The sequence below is a fragment of the unidentified bacterial endosymbiont genome (assembly GCF_918797525.1).
Taxonomy (GTDB): Bacteria; Pseudomonadota; Gammaproteobacteria; order Enterobacterales; family Enterobacteriaceae; genus Enterobacter.
Map to the genome: position 1 here is coordinate 2,594,545 of NZ_OU963893.1, position 16,417 is coordinate 2,610,961.

General features: G+C 52.2%; 16 protein-coding genes and 2 pseudogenes. 10 read left to right on the forward strand and 8 right to left on the reverse strand.

Translation table 11 applies throughout. The annotated features are described in order from the left end of the window. Positions 1 to 33 precede the first annotated feature (33 nt). The 5 genes and pseudogenes from NL510_RS12295 to ymcF form a co-directional block, all read right to left on the reverse strand. A complete protein-coding gene (locus NL510_RS12295; protein ID WP_253377090.1) occupies positions 34 to 453 on the reverse strand; it encodes a hypothetical protein in 420 nt (139 codons plus the stop codon). A 51-nt stretch (positions 454 to 504) separates the two neighbouring features. Continuing rightward, positions 505 to 678: a GhoT/OrtT family toxin gene (locus NL510_RS12300; RefSeq protein WP_003856960.1), complete on the reverse strand. Its 174-nt coding sequence runs from the start codon at positions 676 to 678 to the stop codon at positions 505 to 507. Positions 679 to 1,346: 668 nt separating this feature from the next. Continuing rightward, positions 1,347 to 2,772: pseudogene (patD, locus tag NL510_RS12305) on the reverse strand (aminobutyraldehyde dehydrogenase). 104 nt (positions 2,773 to 2,876) lie between these two features. Next, positions 2,877 to 4,286, reverse strand: coding sequence for an aminotransferase-like domain-containing protein (locus tag NL510_RS12310; protein ID WP_253377100.1), 1,410 nt, complete (start codon positions 4,284 to 4,286; stop codon positions 2,877 to 2,879). Positions 4,287 to 4,368: 82 nt separating this feature from the next. Next, entirely contained in the window at positions 4,369 to 4,557 is a 189-nt protein-coding gene (ymcF, locus tag NL510_RS12315) for a cold shock small protein YmcF (RefSeq protein ID WP_253377102.1), read from the reverse strand. Between the two features lie 364 nt (positions 4,558 to 4,921). Here ymcF and NL510_RS12320 point away from each other — a divergent pair, with 364 nt between their 5' ends. The 4 genes from NL510_RS12320 (at position 4,922) to hslJ (ending at position 8,022) form a co-directional block, all read left to right on the forward strand. Beyond that, entirely contained in the window at positions 4,922 to 6,322 is a 1,401-nt protein-coding gene (locus NL510_RS12320) for a cytochrome ubiquinol oxidase subunit I (protein WP_253377103.1), read from the forward strand. Beyond that, positions 6,322 to 7,332 carry a cytochrome d ubiquinol oxidase subunit II gene (cydB, locus tag NL510_RS12325; protein ID WP_253377105.1) on the forward strand — a complete coding sequence of 337 codons (1,011 nt, stop codon included), beginning with the start codon at positions 6,322 to 6,324 and terminating at the stop codon, positions 7,330 to 7,332. The genes NL510_RS12320 and cydB overlap by 1 nt, the downstream gene beginning before the upstream one ends. Next, positions 7,332 to 7,460, forward strand: a complete 129-nt coding sequence (locus NL510_RS12330) for a DUF2474 domain-containing protein (RefSeq protein ID WP_253377107.1) — start codon at positions 7,332 to 7,334, stop codon at positions 7,458 to 7,460. The genes cydB and NL510_RS12330 overlap by 1 nt, the downstream gene beginning before the upstream one ends. A gap of 124 nt (positions 7,461 to 7,584) precedes the next feature. Beyond that, positions 7,585 to 8,022 (forward strand): heat shock protein HslJ, encoded by a 438-nt coding sequence (gene hslJ, locus NL510_RS12335; RefSeq protein ID WP_253377109.1) that lies wholly within the window; start codon positions 7,585 to 7,587, stop codon positions 8,020 to 8,022. Here the strand turns inward: hslJ and NL510_RS12340 are convergent, their stop codons facing one another. Then, on the reverse strand, positions 8,023 to 8,289 hold the full coding sequence (locus NL510_RS12340) for a putative hemolysin (RefSeq protein WP_253377111.1): 267 nt from the start codon (positions 8,287 to 8,289) through the stop codon (positions 8,023 to 8,025). It lies immediately after the preceding gene. Positions 8,290 to 8,559: 270 nt separating this feature from the next. On the opposite strand from NL510_RS12340, the gene nifJ reads away from it, so the two are divergent. From nifJ to NL510_RS12360, 4 genes are all read left to right on the forward strand, one after another. Next, positions 8,560 to 12,084, forward strand: a complete 3,525-nt coding sequence (gene nifJ / locus NL510_RS12345) for a pyruvate:ferredoxin (flavodoxin) oxidoreductase (RefSeq protein ID WP_253377113.1) — start codon at positions 8,560 to 8,562, stop codon at positions 12,082 to 12,084. Positions 12,085 to 12,472: 388 nt separating this feature from the next. Beyond that, positions 12,473 to 13,606, forward strand: a complete 1,134-nt coding sequence (gene ompC, locus NL510_RS12350) for a porin OmpC (protein ID WP_253377115.1) — start codon at positions 12,473 to 12,475, stop codon at positions 13,604 to 13,606. A 135-nt stretch (positions 13,607 to 13,741) separates the two neighbouring features. Continuing rightward, complete coding sequence (locus tag NL510_RS12355) at positions 13,742 to 13,954, forward strand: KTSC domain-containing protein (protein ID WP_253377117.1); 213 nt, start codon at positions 13,742 to 13,744, stop codon at positions 13,952 to 13,954. A gap of 133 nt (positions 13,955 to 14,087) precedes the next feature. Continuing rightward, entirely contained in the window at positions 14,088 to 14,534 is a 447-nt protein-coding gene (locus NL510_RS12360) for an NUDIX hydrolase (protein WP_253377119.1), read from the forward strand. A 33-nt stretch (positions 14,535 to 14,567) separates the two neighbouring features. Here the strand turns inward: NL510_RS12360 and NL510_RS12365 are convergent, their stop codons facing one another. Together NL510_RS12365 and NL510_RS12370 are read right to left on the reverse strand one after the other, a co-directional pair. Then, positions 14,568 to 14,975, reverse strand: a complete 408-nt coding sequence (locus NL510_RS12365; protein ID WP_253377122.1) for a GFA family protein — start codon at positions 14,973 to 14,975, stop codon at positions 14,568 to 14,570. Between the two features lie 2 nt (positions 14,976 to 14,977). Continuing rightward, a complete protein-coding gene (locus NL510_RS12370; protein ID WP_253377123.1) occupies positions 14,978 to 15,175 on the reverse strand; it encodes a hypothetical protein in 198 nt (65 codons plus the stop codon). 97 nt (positions 15,176 to 15,272) lie between these two features. Here NL510_RS12370 and NL510_RS12375 point away from each other — a divergent pair. Together NL510_RS12375 and ttcA are read left to right on the forward strand one after the other, a co-directional pair. Next, positions 15,273 to 15,399: pseudogene (locus NL510_RS12375) on the forward strand (site-specific integrase); the annotation flags it as partial. A 68-nt stretch (positions 15,400 to 15,467) separates the two neighbouring features. After that, a complete protein-coding gene (gene ttcA / locus NL510_RS12380; RefSeq protein WP_253377125.1) occupies positions 15,468 to 16,403 on the forward strand; it encodes a tRNA 2-thiocytidine(32) synthetase TtcA in 936 nt (311 codons plus the stop codon). The last annotated feature ends 14 nt before the right edge of the window (positions 16,404 to 16,417 follow it).

Consider the following 16,417-nt stretch of genomic DNA (forward strand, 5'->3'; position numbering starts at 1 on the left):
CGGCCACGCCAAATCGCAACATAGCGTTATTCATTAAACATATCCATTTGATTTAACTGTAAATTCATAGGTTTTTTTATTACTAATGCTCAGTAATTTTTGGGTGAGCATTAGCGGAGAAACGGGTATTGATAATGACGCGGTCGTCTCTAAGGCTTTAGGGCTGCCGAGTAAAAAAACGGTGTTTCCCTCAGGCTTATATTCGTGGTTAATGCGCGCCTGTAATCCTGTGTTGTAAATCTCAACATTCGTCACTAACGCATCTCCTGGAACATGAAGATTATTCAGAATAACGCATTTTGCAGAATTACCTGGATTTAACATAGTTGTCGAAACGTTTTTAACCGAGGTTAATGAGGTTACGACAGCAGGCTTGTCCTCTATAGTAGCCAGGCTAATATGCGTATCTACTGCTGGCACCGTTTTGTTAATAGCGTGATAATGTGTAGGCATGTTTCCCTCCAGGGCAGTCCCCTGTTTATCGTTTAAATGTGGAGTCGTGCTTCAGAAAAGCGAAATCAGTAACGCAACGGGAAAGCTCATGGGCCAGGTCGAACCCACCAGAAAAGCGCTCAACAAGCGAATGCGTTTACGATCTTTTGAGAGAAACCAGGTGATGAGTGCGCAGATGGACGCCATGATGGCGTAAAATACTAACATCTTTTGATACAACGTCATTCGATAGGCCTGAGCTGAAAAAAATAACCGCACGCAATATGCGTCATATGTTGATACAGATCAAGTTTTTCGTTACCCCCTCCCTGCGGAACTGGATAGTCAATAATGGCGTGCCTCAGGTAAAAGCCCTGGAGAGTGCGGGGCATTATTCCGGTATAATATGCGTCGCGTTCCGCTGCCGGGCTTATATTCTTATTGCCGGGCGTCATAACGTTTCAGTCTGGCACCGACCCCCCCGAAATGGTGTAATGCGCCCTTATTATCATCTATACCCTAAATAATTCGAGTTGCAGGAAGGTGGCAAGGGAGTGCATACATAAGTACGTGACTGGGATGAACGCGTGCAGCCAACGCACATGCAACCTGAAGTATGACGGGTCTATGAAGTTATTTTGGTTCCTGATATGCACGCGTTGAGGTAATGGTTTGCGAGAAAGTCTGTTTTTTATTTCCGTTTTTATTGCCTCGGTCACCTTCATTTTTATCTGGATTATGCTCGTGGGACCAATGAAAGGAGAGGAAAAAACCTACGTACAGGATTCAACAACCTTTGCCATTATCGTGATGGCGCTATTGTTAATGACATTCATCGTGGTTACTGTAACGATACTTTTGTTTTAGCCCGTAAAAACAACGTGGCTAAAAAATTTCAGCCACGTACTCACGCTTTAGTGTTTTATCATCACATGGCGAATAACAGTATAGTCTTCAAGACCATATACCGACATATCTTTTCCATAGCCAGAAAGTTTCATGCCACCGTGCGGCATTTCGCTCACCAGCATAAAGTGGGTATTCACCCAGGTGCAGCCATACTGCAGACGCGCGCTCAGGCGATGGGCGCGACCGACATCGCGTGTCCAGACGGAGGATGCCAGTCCATATTGTGAGGTGTTGGCCCATTCCAGAACCTGCGCTTCGTCGTCAAATTCAGTGATAGTCACCACCGGGCCGAATACCTCACGCTGTACGATGGCATCATCCTGCTTTGCCCCAGCCAGCAAGGTCGGCTGGAAATAGTACCCCCGCCCCTGCCTGTCTGCTTCCACCGGTGACCACGCGGATGTGGCTTAATGCTTTAGCGTCGTCAACGGCCTGACAGACGCGGGAAAGATGTGCTGCCGAGCTGAGCGGACCCAGTTCGGTAGATTCATCTCCGGGCGCGCCCATTTTCAGGCTGGCGACCGCCGCCCCCAGTTTTTCCACCAGCGCGGCATAAATCCCCTTTTGGACATACAGGCGGCAGGCTGCCGTACAGTCCTGGCCCGCATTGTAAAAACCAAACGTGCGTACGCCTTCGACAACCGCATTAAGATCGGCATCATCAAAGACGATAACCGGCGCTTTACCGCCGAGTTCCATATGGGTACGTTTAATGGAAGATGCCGTATGGCCGAGAATATGCTCTCCGGTGGCAATCGACCCGGTCAGAGAGACCATGCGCACTTTTTGATGTCCGGTCAGGGGGTCGCCTACCGTTTTACCACGACCAAAGAGCACGTTCAGCACGCCTGCCGGAAAGATATCTTTCGCCAGTTCCGCCAGCCTTAAGGCCGTCAGCGGCGTAATTTCAGAGGGTTTAATCACCACGCAATTGCCTGCTGCCAGCGCGGGGGCCAGTTTCCATGCCGCCATCATCAGCGGGTAGTTCCACGGGGCAATTGAGGCCACTACGCCCACCGGATCGCGGCGGATCATTGAGGTGTGCCCCTCAAGATACTCACCGGCGGCCAGCCCGTTGAGTGTGCGGGCTGCACCGGCAAAGAAGCGAAAAACGTCGACCACCGCCGGGATCTCATCCCCCAGAACACAGTGCAGCGGCTTACCACAGTTGAGAGACTCAATTTGTGCCAGTTCAACACCGTGAGCGTCGATGACATCAGCCAGTTTTAATAAGCACTCTGCGCGCGTTTTTGCGCTAGTTTGCCCCCACTGGACAAAAGCACGATCGGCAGCCGTCACCGCCGCATCGACCTGAGCCGCAGACGCTTCGGCAATCTCAAGCAATACCTCACCGGTAGCAGGGTTGTACACCTGCTGTTTTTCACCGTCGCCCGTTACCAGTTCACCATTTATCAGCAGTTGTTTTTGCATAGCATTGTCCTGTCGCAATAAAATTTAGCGGCCGCCGTTCGGTAAAATATGTCACCCATTAACGGGATTATAGACAAGGCGTTTGGCGCGAGGAGTGAGAAATATTAATCCAGCATGTCGCGAATTAATTTCCCTAGCTGAATAACAGCCTGTTCTTCGCGCTCTCCCCAGGCCCAGGACGTATTAAAGCGAAAGAACGGCGCCCAGGCGTTCGAGATGGAAAACATTTTCCCGGGAGCAATGCTGATAGAGTGAAGTAAGGCACTTTCGCTAAGCCTGGCGGCATCAAGCCGAGCAGGAAGTTCAAGCCATAAAAAGTAGCCACTGTCGTTATGATGAATTTTAACACCCGCAGGCATATGGCGCAAAAGCGACTGCCAGGCCTGCTGCTTGCGCTCGGCCAGTGTACGTCTCAGGCGTCGAAGATGGGCGTCGTAACGTTTAGTGGCGAGATAATCGACCAGCGCCAACTGCATCGGCGAACTGGTCGAGAGCGTGCTCATCAACTGCAGTTGCTGGATGCGTCGCGCGTGTTTGCCTGCCGCTACCCAGCCAATGCGAAAGCCCGCAACCAGACACTTTGAAAAAGATGAACAGTGCAGCGTCATATCCTGGCTGTCCCAGGCTTTCGCCGGAAGCGGTTTTTCACGGCCAAAGTAGAGTTCGCTGTAGACGTCATCTTCAATCAGCGTGACGTTATGGCGGGTTAACAACGCCACCAGACGTGCCTTTTTCTCCGCATTGAGCGTGAAACCCAGCGGATTTTGGCTGTTGGTCATTAGCCAGCAAGCTTTAGCCGGATAATCATTTAATGCCTGTTCAAGGGCATTGAGATCGATGCCCTCGCGGACGTCAGTCGCTATCGATAAAGCTTTTAATTTCAGGCGTTCCAGCGCCTGCAGCGCGCCGTAGAAACAGGGGTTTTCGACGATAACCCAGTCGCCGGGTTCGGTCACCGCCTGCAGGCTTAAGTTTAACGCTTCCAGCGCGCCCGCGGTAATGACAATCTCTTCCGGCGAGATATTCATCCCCTGCTGCGCGTAGCGGCGGGCAATCGCATGACGTAAGTCGACATTTCCCGGGGGCAGGTTTTCAATCACGCTCATTGCCGTAGCGGTTTTACTCACGTTAGCGAGGGAGCGGTTGAGCTGCTGGAGCGGGAAAAGCCGGGGGTCGGGAAAAGCGGAAGCAAAAGGCACGACTGACGGATCGCGGCTTGCCTGTAAGACGTCGAAGATATAGGTGTTGATATCTACCGCTTCATCCCGCATGACCTGGGCGGGCAGCGAGGGTTGTTGTGCGGTCGGGCGCGAGGCTACGTAATAGCCCGACTGCGGTCTGGCGACAATGCGCCCCTGGCTTTCCAGCATCTGATACGCGTGACCGACGGTCATAAAGCTCATGCCGCTGCTTGCCACCTGTTCTCGCAGGGAAGGCAGTTTATCGCCCGGCAACCATACGCCAAGCTCAATCTGCGAGATAATTTGTTGCGCCAGACGCTGGTATTTTTTCATCCGATTCTCCTTATTGCCGACAGTGTATATCAGCAGGAGAAAAAGAGAAGAATTAGCTAACTGTTATGAAAAACGGTGTTAATTACTTACGGTACTCAATGACATGGCTTTGTGCAGAGCGCGCAGCGGCCAGGTGGTCGAGCGTAATCATTGACGATTTGCAAAAAATGCATTTCGCGCCAAACGGATTGCTCTCAGAGACATCGAAAGCGGAAGTACGGTACTGCGAGCCATGACAGCACGGGCAGCGAAAATGGATATAAGAGGTCATAAAATTCTCCTGAAACGTAAAAACGTAAATTACTAATGGGCCGATCGGGCAATAATGGTTTGATACAAAACTAATCGGAAAGTAGATAAAGACCCAAGAGAGGCTGCGGAGAGGCACAACGTGATGAGAACTGCTTTATAAAACTACGCCAGATATTTATTTGGACTCAAAACCAGAAGACCATTAACGCATGTTGTTTACGACAACGCAAGCAGTTTAATGCCCATGCTTGACAAATTATATCAGAGCACGAAAAGCCCCCTTTTCTGATAACTGTTATACATAAATTTCACTTTTCTGCGTCTGCCAGTCATCTTTACGCCCCTTTACCCTATCAGCATGCCGTTTGACAGTGAGGCAGTACATGTTTGGTTTAGATGCTTTTCATCTCGCGCGGATACAATTTGCGTTTACCGTATCCTTTCACATTATTTTCCCGGCGATCACCATCGGCCTGGCAAGCTATCTCGCCGTACTGGAAGGCTTATGGCTGAAAACTAAAAACCCGGTCTGGCGATCGCTGTACCATTTCTGGTCGAAGATCTTCGCCGTAAACTTTGGAATGGGCGTGGTCTCCGGGCTGGTGATGGCCTATCAGTTTGGCACCAACTGGAGCGGATTCTCACAGTTTGCGGGCAGCATTACCGGCCCCCTGCTTACATACGAAGTGCTTACCGCATTTTTCCTCGAGGCCGGGTTTCTCGGGGTAATGCTGTTTGGCTGGGATAAGGTCGGGCCGGGGCTGCACTTCTTTGCCACATGCATGGTGGCGCTGGGGACCATCATCTCGACGTTCTGGATCCTCGCGTCCAATAGCTGGATGCAGACTCCGCAAGGCTATGAGATCGTCAACGGGCAGGTTGTGCCGGTGGACTGGTTTGCCGTGGTGTTTACCCCCTCCTTCCCCTACCGCCTGCTGCACATGTCGATAGCCGCATTCCTGAGCAGCGCGCTGTTTGTGGGTGCCTCCGCCGCATGGCATCTACTGCGTGGTAACTCTTCACCAGCCATTCGCGCTATGTTCTCAATGGCGCTATGGATGACCCTGTTTGTGGCGCCAATTCAGGCAATAGTGGGTGATTTGCACGGGCTTAACACCCTACAACACCAGCCCGCGAAAATTGCCGCTATTGAAGGCCATTGGGAAAACCCGCCGGATAAGCCTACCCCGCTTCTGCTGTTTGGCTGGCCGGATATGCAACAGGAGCGCACCCGTTACGGTCTGGCGATCCCGGCGCTCGGCAGCCTTATCCTGACCCACAGTCTGGAAAAGCAGGTGCCGGCGCTGAAGGAATTTGCAAAAGAAGACCGTCCTGATTCGACCATCGTTTTCTGGTCATTCCGCATTATGGCGGGACTGGGCATGTTGATGCTGCTGCTGGGCGTAACGGCGCTGTGGCTACGCTATAAAAAGCGCATCTATTCTTCGCGTCCGTTTCTCTGGTTTGCCCTGCTGATGGGGCCATCCGGACTGATCGCAATTCTGGCAGGCTGGGTGACCACCGAAGTGGGCCGGCAGCCGTGGGTCGTTTACGGACTGCAAAGAACGAAGGATGCGGTTTCTGCCCACGGCGACCTGCACATGAGCGTGAGTTTGCTGACCTTCTTCGTCGTCTACACCTCGGTCTTTGGCGTGGGCTACAGCTATATGGTGCGCCTTATCAAAAAAGGGCCTCAGCCGCATGAATCCTTCGCCACCGAATCCGACGGACGCCCTGCTCGTCCGCTTTCCGCCGTGACGACAGACCTTAAGGAGCAACCGTAATGGGTATCGATCTTTCCCTTATCTGGTTTGTCATTATCGTATTCGCCACGCTGATGTACATCGTGATGGATGGCTTTGATCTGGGGATAGGCATTCTGTTCCCGACAACGCAAGACGCCGCCGATCGTGATGTAATGGTTAACAGCGTCGCCCCTGTCTGGGACGGGAATGAGACCTGGCTGGTACTCGGCGGCGCGGCGCTCTTCGGCGCGTTCCCGCTGGCCTACGCGGTGATCGTCGACGCGCTGACCATTCCGCTGACATTAATGCTGATTGGGCTTATATTCCGCGGCGTGGCCTTTGAGTTTCGCTTTAAGGCCACACCCGCGCATCGTCCGTTCTGGGATAAGGCCTTCATTGGCGGGTCGATTCTGGCAACATTCACCCAGGGCATCACCGTGGGCGCGGTGATTAACGGGTTTGCGGTGACCGGGCGTGCCTATAGCGGCGGACCGTTTGACTGGCTCACCGCGTTTAACCTGTTCTGCGGCGCGGGTCTGGTTGTCGCCTATGCGCTCCTCGGTGCAACGTGGCTGGTGATGAAGAGTGAAAATGCCCTGCAACTGCGCATGCGTAAGGTTTCAAAAACGCTGTTGCTCGTGCTTCTGGCCTTCATTGCTATCATCAGCCTGTGGACGCCTCTGGCGCAACCGGCCATCGCGACGCGCTGGTTTACGCTACCAAATCTGTTTTACCTGCTGCCCGTTCCCGCGCTGGTGGGGGTGTTGAGCCTGTGTCAGTGGCATAGCCTGAATAATTGCGCAAGCCACAACACGCCGTTTATCCTGACGTTAGGCTTGGTTTTCCTCGGTTTTAGTGGCCTTGGTATCAGTATCTGGCCGCACATTATTCCGCCGTCGATCACCCTTTGGCAGGCTGCTGCGCCACCGCAAAGCCAGGGCTTTATGCTGGTGGGCGCGTTATTGATCATTCCCGTTATCCTGGTCTACACCTTCTGGAGCTATTATGTGTTTCGCGGGAAAGTACAGCATGGGGAGGGTTATCACTGATGCAACAACCTGTCTGGAAAAGACTGATGTGGCTGGTCATCATCTGGGGCGGCAGCGTACTGGCGCTGGCCGGCGTGAGTATGCTCTTTCGCCTGTTGATGGCCGCGGCGGGGTTTAAATCTCATTAATTATACTGCCGGGCGCAAACAGTGTGCCCGGCTGTGCTCGCACATTCAGATAAACCCCATTAACAGTTTGAGGAGTATCGTTACACTTGAAGAGATTCATGAAATTGATGGTTAAAGAAGAAAAATGAAAAAGCTCGTTGCGTTAAGCATTATCAGCCTTGTGCTCACCGGTTGCGTCAACCCGGGTAAAGCGTCGGTTCAGGTAGACCAGTTGCAGAGCCATCGATTTGTACTGGAGAATGTGGACGGCAAAACCCTCAAAAGTACATCGGCGCAGCCTGAAATGGCTTTTAGCGCCCAGCCAGGCATTGGCCTGCTAAAGAATATTTCCGTAACGGGCGTGATGTGCAACCGCTTCAACGGCCAGGGAAAGCTAACCGAAGGCGAACTGAAGGTCGGGAATCTGGCGATGACCCGCAAATTATGTGCGGATCAACAACTTAATACGCTGGATCAGGCCCTCACCGATATGCTGCGCAAAGGGGCACAGGTTGACCTGACACAAGACCAGCTAACCCTGGCAACCGCCGAAAGAACCCTGATGTTCAAGCGTGCAGAGTAATCAGTAGTTACCACAACGTCCAACGGCAAGCGACTGTTCGCTACAACGTTTGCCATTTGGCAAGGCGCACATTCCGATGGCGGAGCCGTCAAGCTGGCGGGCAACGGACAGTGAACCGCCAATCATCGCGCAGTTAGCCTGCCCGGAGTTAGACATGGCGGCTTTCATCCCCGGCGTGACGTGCGCCGCGGTGGCCTGCTGTACAGGTTCACTGCTACATGCCGATAACAGTAACGCGGCACACCCTACCCAAAACGCTGAACGCATGCTTTCTCCCCCATCATTTAAGCGAAACCTATGCATAATAGGCACCCTGCCCCGCGCCGTCGAGAGCGGATACGGGTATTTATGCGCTCCGGAAACAATTTCTCGCACTTTTTTTGCCAAAACGTTGATCTACTCATTGATACCTCGAATGCCAAGGACACAAAAGCGAAAATAGACAAACCTGACCTTTGCTAAAATAAGGAAATAATATTCAAGACTCGTCGTCGTTTTACGGGTCCCTCTTTTTGCGCAATGTAAGGGTGTCGTCCTATGCAAACTATTGACGGTAATGGTGCAGCCGCGTCAGTCGCGTTTCGCACCAGCGAAGTTATCGCCATCTACCCAATTACGCCAAGTTCTACCATGGCCGAGCAGGCGGATGCCTGGGCCGGAAATGGGTTAAAAAACGTCTGGGGCGATGTCCCGCGCGTGGTTGAAATGCAGTCCGAAGCTGGTGCGATTGGCGCTGTTCACGGCGCGCTTCAAACCGGAGCCTTGTCCACGTCGTTCACCTCTTCGCAGGGATTACTGTTAATGATCCCTACGCTATACAAGCTGGCAGGCCAGCTCATGCCGTTCGTGCTGCACGTTGCCGCGCGAACCGTTGCGACTCATGCGCTGTCCATTTTTGGCGACCACTCGGACGTGATGGCCGTGCGCCAGACCGGCTGCGCGATGCTGTGCGCCAGCAGCGTCCAGGAAGCACAAGATTTCGCGCTGATTTCGCACATTGCAACGCTGAAAAGCCGCATCCCGTTTATTCATTTTTTTGACGGTTTCCGCACCTCCCACGAAATCAACAAAATCGTTCCCCTCTCCGACAATACGCTACGTGAACTGCTACCGCAGGCGGAGATTGATGCCCACCGCGCCCGCGCGCTTAATCCGGAACATCCGGCGATCCGGGGCACCTCAGCTAACCCGGATACCTATTTCCAGTCCCGCGAGGCGACTAACCCTTGGTATGACGCCGTTTACGATCATGTAGAACAGGCAATGGACGATTTTACCGCCGCCACCGGACGCGAATATAAGCCGTTTGAATATTATGGACACCCACAGGCAGAGCGCGTCATTGTGCTGATGGGTTCCGCCATTGGTACCTGTGAAGAAGTGGTCGATGAGCTGCTGACCCGTGGCGAAAAAGTCGGCGTGCTTAAGGTGCGCCTCTATCGTCCGTTCTCGGCCAAACATTTGCTCTCGGTGCTGCCGGAAAGTGTGCATGCCGTGGCGGTACTGGATCGGACCAAAGAGCCTGGCGCCCACGCAGAGCCGCTCTATCTTGACGTTATGACCGCACTGGCGGAAGCGTTTAATCACGGAGAGCGCGAAACGCTGCCGCGAGTAATTGGTGGCCGTTATGGTTTATCCTCAAAAGAGTTTGGCCCTGACTGCGTACTCGCGGTGTTTAATGCGCTGAGCGCCGACAAACCCAAACCACGCTTTACAGTCGGCATTTATGATGACGTGACCAATCTCTCCCTGCCGTTGCCGGAAAATACCCTGCCCTCGACGGCGAAACTCGAAGCGCTGTTTTATGGTCTGGGCAGCGACGGTAGCGTCTCAGCGACCAAAAACAACATTAAAATCATCGGCAACTCTACGCCGTGGTATGCGCAGGGCTACTTCGTCTACGACTCTAAAAAAGCAGGCGGCTTGACCGTTTCTCACCTGCGCGTCAGCGAGCAGCCTATCCGCTCGGCTTATCTTATTTCACAGGCCGACTTTGTGGGCTGTCACCAGCTCCAGTTCATCGACAAATACCAGATGGCCGAGCGGCTGAAACCCGGCGGTATTTTCCTGATCAACACCCCGTACAGCGTAGACGAGGTGTGGGCACGTCTGCCGCAGGAGGTTCAGGCGGTGCTGAACCAGAAACAAGCCCGACTCTATGTGATTAACGCGGCTAAAATCGCCCGTGAATGCGGCCTGGCAGCGCGCATCAATACCGTCATGCAGATGGCATTCTTTCACCTGACCCATATTCTGCCAGGCGACAGCGCGTTGATGGCGCTGCAGGGAGCGATAGCGAAAAGCTACAGTAGCAAGGGACAAGAGTTGGTTGAACGCAACTGGCAGGCGCTGGCGCTGGCCCGTGAATCACTGTTCGACGTTCCGTTGCAGCCGATCAATGCCTCCAGCCCGTATCGTCCGCCGGTGGTGTCTGACGCGGCGCCAGATTTCGTTAAAACCGTCACCGCCACCATGCTGGCCGGACTGGGTGACGCCCTTCCGGTCTCTGCCCTGCCACCGGACGGAACCTGGCCGGTGGGGACGACCCGTTGGGAAAAACGCAATATCGCTGAAGCGATCCCAATCTGGAAAGAAGAGCTGTGTACACAGTGTAACCATTGTGTGGCAGCCTGCCCGCACTCGGCTATTCGCGCCAAAGTGGTGGCACCGCAAGAGATGGAATCCGCTCCGGAAAGCCTGCATTCGCTGGATGTGAAGTCCCGCGATATGCGTGGTCAAAAATATGTTCTTCAGGTCGCCCCGGAAGATTGCACCGGCTGTAACCTGTGCGTTGAAGTGTGCCCGGCGAAAGACCGTCAGAACCCGGAAATCAAAGCCATCAATATGATGTCGCGCCTGGATCACGTTGAAGAAGAGAAAGTGAACTACGACTTCTTCCTCGATCTGCCGGAAATCGATCGCAGCAAGCTGGAACGTATTGATATTCGCACCTCCCAGCTGATTACGCCGCTGTTCGAGTATTCCGGTGCCTGCTCTGGCTGTGGTGAAACGCCGTACATTAAATTGCTCACGCAGTTGTACGGCGATCGGATGCTGATAGCTAACGCCACGGGCTGTTCATCTATTTATGGTGGCAATCTGCCCTCTACGCCATATACTACCGACGCTAACGGTCGCGGCCCGGCGTGGGCTAACTCTCTATTTGAGGATAACGCCGAGTTTGGGCTGGGCTTCCGCCTGACCGTTGACCAGCACCGCGCCCGGGTCATGCGTCTGCTGGGGGAGTTTGCCGAGCGGATCCCGGCGGAGTTGAACGAGGCACTGCACGCTGAAGCAACGCCAGAGGTGCGCCGTGAGCAAGTGGCCGAACTGCGCAACGCGCTTCAGGGCGTGGAAGGTGCAGAACAACTGCTTACCGACGCTGACGCCCTGGTTGAAAAATCCATCTGGCTGATTGGTGGCGACGGCTGGGCCTACGACATTGGGTTTGGCGGGCTGGATCATGTTCTGAGCCTGACCGAAAACGTCAACATCCTGGTGCTGGATACACAGTGTTATTCCAACACCGGCGGACAGGCGTCGAAAGCGACGCCATTAGGCGCAGTCACGAAATTTGGCGAGCATGGTAAGCGCAAGGCGCGAAAAGATCTCGGCGTGAGCATGATGATGTACGGCCACGTCTACGTCGCGCAGATCTCGCTGGGGGCGCAACTGAACCAGACGGTGAAAGCGATTCAGGAGGCGGAAGCCTATCCTGGCCCGTCGCTTATCATTGCTTACAGCCCCTGTGAGGAGCATGGCTACGATTTGGCGCTGAGCCACGATCAGATGCGCCAGTTAACGGCAACCGGCTTCTGGCCGCTGTACCGCTTCGACCCGCGCCGTGCAGATGAGGGTAAATTACCGTTGGCGCTGGATTCACGTCCACCGTCAGATGCACTCGCCGAGACGTTGATGCAGGAACAACGCTTCCGCCGCCTGAATGCGCAACAGCCAGACGTCGCCGGGCAATTGTGGAAAGAGGCCGCCGCTGACCTGCAAAAACGCTACGACTTCCTGGCGCAGATGGCCGGAAAAGCGGAAAAATCGTCAAACGAATAATTGTCCTGCCCGGCTTGCCCGGGCTTTTTTTGCTCATAAAAAAAGCCCGATGCGCTTACATCGGGCTTATCCAGATAAACGGTGAACGGCGATAAAATCACGCGAATAACATTCACTGTAATTATGGATTAAAATCTTTAAGGCATATAACAACGTAGACACTACCTGATTTATCGGATGATGAATAATTTTTATTTAATATAATTCACGCAAAATCATTCACTGCACCAATCACTATTTCCGACGTATTATTTAGTTTATATTTTACTTAATTCGTAACAATTATATTTTATTATTCCTCTATGGGAGTGATTTAGCATGAGACCTCTTCCCGGAAGGGAAAGTTCAATACGAAACTATATAAAAACAACTGCAAAGGAATTTCACGATGCAAAGAAAAGTACTGGCCCTGATGATTCCAGCCCTGTTAATGGCTGGCGCTGCACATGCTGCAGAAATTTATAACAAAGACGGTAACAAACTGGATCTGTACGGAAAAGTGGATGGCCTGCATTACTTCTCCGATGATGCGTCTAAAGATGGCGATCAAACCTACATGCGTCTGGGCTTTAAAGGCGAAACCCAAATCACTGACATGATGACCGGCTATGCACAGTGGGAATACAACGTTCAGGCTAATAATACCGAAGATTCAGGTAATCAATCCTGGACCCGTCTGGCATTCGCGGGTATTAAAGTGGGCGACTTCGGCTCCTTCGATTATGGCCGTAACTACGGCGTATTGTACGACGTGGAAGGCTGGACCGATATGCTGCCTGAGTTCGGTGGCGACTCTTACACTTATGCAGATAACTTTATGACCGGCCGTGCTAACGGCGTTGCAACCTACCGTAACACCGATTTCTACGGTCTGGTGCAGGGTCTGAGCTTTGCCCTGCAGTATCAGGGTAATAATGAGGGGAACAACTGTGATGAGAACAACATTTGCTCCCAGGAAGGCACCAACAATCGTGCCGTTGACGATATTCGCAATCAAAACGGTGACGGTTTCGGTATCTCAACCACCTATGACTTCGGTATGGGTATGAGCGCGGGCGCTGCTTATACTTCTTCTGACCGTACCAACGATCAGGTAGAGTATACCACTGCCGGCGGCGACAAAGCCGATGCATGGACTGCGGGCCTGAAATACGATGCCAATAATATCTATCTGGCTGCTATGTATTCTGAAACCCGTAATATGACCCCCTATGGCGACAGTGCTGTCACCGTGGCAAACAAAACCCAGAACTTTGAAGTGACTGCACAGTACCAGTTCGATTTCGGTCTGCGCCCTGCCGTTTCTTACCTGCAGTCTAAAGGTAAAGACCTGGGCAACGGCCAGGACGACCAGGATCTGGTTAAATATGCTGACGTAGGCGCGACTTACTACTTCAACAAAAATATGTCCACCTATGTTGATTATAAAATCAACCTGCTGGACGAAGATGACAACTTCTACAAAGACAACGGCGTCAGCACTGATGACATTGTAGCCTTAGGTCTGGTTTACCAGTTCTAAGCTTAATAGCCCGCATATTTTGCGGGCTATTTTTCTATATTTTAAAGATAGCCCTCTGCACTTTTCAGCTTGCACAATATAGTCGCCCTGATAGATGATTAGTCTCTCGCTACAGGCAGTAAGAGGCTCACTATCATGGTTCATCATTCCGTCAAATCGTCACGTATTGCCTCTGTTGCTTACGATGAAGCCAGCGCTACCCTGGAAATTCGTTTTCGCGACCGAACCACGCTGCAATACTACCCCGTCCCTGCGCGCATTTTCATTGATTTTTTGAGTGTCGTTTCAAAAGGCCGCTTTTATGACGGCGTCGTTAAGGGAAAATTCAAGGAAATGAAAGTGCCTTGAGACGTTGATTGTTTGCATAACATAGGCTGAACGCCGGCCCTCGCTATGACATTAAGCCTATATTTATCGCACTCTCTGCATGTTTGAATACTCTCTCAAGAGTATATTTTCTCAAACCCAAGAGGGCTTAATAATGTCAAAAGTATATATTATCGTTTATGATGGTGCTAACGTATTAATTGGCCAGGGTGGCAATTCTGGCAACCCTTCAACGGCGCGCCAGGGTTATCATCTCCCGGGAGGAACGTATTTTACAGGAACAGCGGAGGATGCGGCTATTCGGGAACTACTGGAAGAGACCGGTATTAAAAAAGAAGCCATTAGAATAGAACACAACAATATTACAAGCGATCAAACGCGGGGGGTAATATTTGTTCTCGCCAGAACCGAGAGCGTCGAAGGGTTGGTCGCAGGGTTCGTTCGTCCCCCGGTTAAAAACCCCCACGATGAGCCTTTCAGATCTATTATCAGCGTAAGCGCGGAAAACCTGGCGGATAATGACAATTTTAGCGCGAAATTTTGCACCGACTGGTTTGCTCATGGGTTACGTGCCGCACAAGATTTAATGAAGCAGAAATAATCGCCTGGTGCATAAACCGGCCTTCAGGTCGGTTTATGCTTTGCAAAACGAGAGATATCCCAATACTCCGCTGGCACCGTCCAGGGGATGGTTAACACCGTCCATCACCACCACTTCAGGAAAATCGAACGGAGAGACAGTGTCGAAACACGCCACGTTAACCCCGTATTGGTCAGGATTTGAACGACGCTGGTGAAAGGTGTAGATCCCGCAAACCGAACAGAAGAAATGTCGCGCGGTGCCGGTGTTAAAGCGATACTCGGTAAGTTTGTCTTCACCCTGAGTAACGGTGATCCCCGTTAAAGGAGCAGACACCGCAATAGCGCCGCGCATACGGCAGAAAGAACAGTTACAACGACGGGCCGTGTTGAAACCATCGGTCAGTTCGACGGTAAATACCACCGCGCCGCAATGACACTGCGCGTTACGAATTTCAGCCATGGCTACACCCCTTTTCTCACCAGCTTAGCTGCCTTAAGGAAGACGTCATCCTCAACGCCATCCCCCTTTTGCCTGCCGAGCCTTAACAGTTCATCGACGATGCTTTCACGATTGATGGCTTTTTGTGCCGACACAAGGCCAATGACCGCAGCACCAATAGCGAGGCCGACTAATCCAGTTTGTTCATCTTTGTTCTTCATTCCAAAGCTCCCTTCTCCCCCTCAAAAAGCGTAGCAGCAGAACAGGAAAATGTACTCGCCTTAATGCATCCTTCCGCAGGGTATCAACCCCCGATCCGACGCTTGTGTAAAACGTGCTGGAATTCGTCGCCGTAATCCGTACCATACGCAATATACTTTTGCCTGTTGGCTTTTAACCCGTCTTTCTGGTGAGCCAGATGGGGCACGAAAACGCGCAAATGATTGGTGATATGGGCACTGTGAACAATGTTGCCCCTGTTTATGCCCCTTTTGGTTCCATAGGTAGTAATAAATGCAACAAAATAAAGACATTAATAAGAAAGAGCAATACAACCTGAACAAGCTGCAAAAGCGACTGCGCCGTAACGTGGGCGAAGCCATTGCAGACTTCAATATGATTGAAGAAGGCGACCGCATTATGGTTTGCCTGTCAGGCGGTAAAGACAGTTATACCATGCTGGAGATCCTGCGTAATCTTCAGCAAAGCGCACCGGTGAATTTTTCACTGGTGGCGGTCAACCTCGACCAGAAACAACCCGGCTTTCCGGAGCATATTCTGCCGGAATATCTGGATAAGCTGGGGGTTGAGTACAAAATCGTCGAAGAGAATACCTATGGCATCGTGAAAGAGAAGATCCCGGAAGGGAAAACCACCTGCTCTCTTTGCTCTCGTCTGCGTCGCGGCATTCTTTACCGCACGGCAACCGAACTGGGCGCAACCAAAATCGCCCTGGGCCATCACCGGGACGATATCCTGCAAACGCTGTTCCTCAACATGTTCTACGGCGGCAAAATGAAGGGTATGCCACCGAAGCTGATGAGCGATGACGGAAAGCATATTGTCATTCGCCCGCTTGCCTACTGCCGAGAAAAAGACATTGAGCGTTTTTCCCAGGCGAAAGCGTTCCCTATTATTCCCTGTAATTTGTGCGGGTCTCAGCCAAACCTGCAGCGTCAGGTTATTGGCGACATGCTGCGTGACTGGGATAAACGCTATCCGGGCCGCATTGAAACCATGTTCAGCGCCATGCAGAATGTAGTGCCATCGCATCTGGCCGATATCGAACTGTTCGACTTCAAGGGGATTAACCACCAGTCAGAGGTGGTGAATGGCGGCGATCTGGCATTTGACCGTGAAGAGATCCCGATGCAGCCTGCGGGCTGGCAGCCGGAAGAAGATGACACGCAGTTCGACGAGTTGCGTTTGAATGTGCTTGAAGTGAAATAACAAACTAGGCTGTG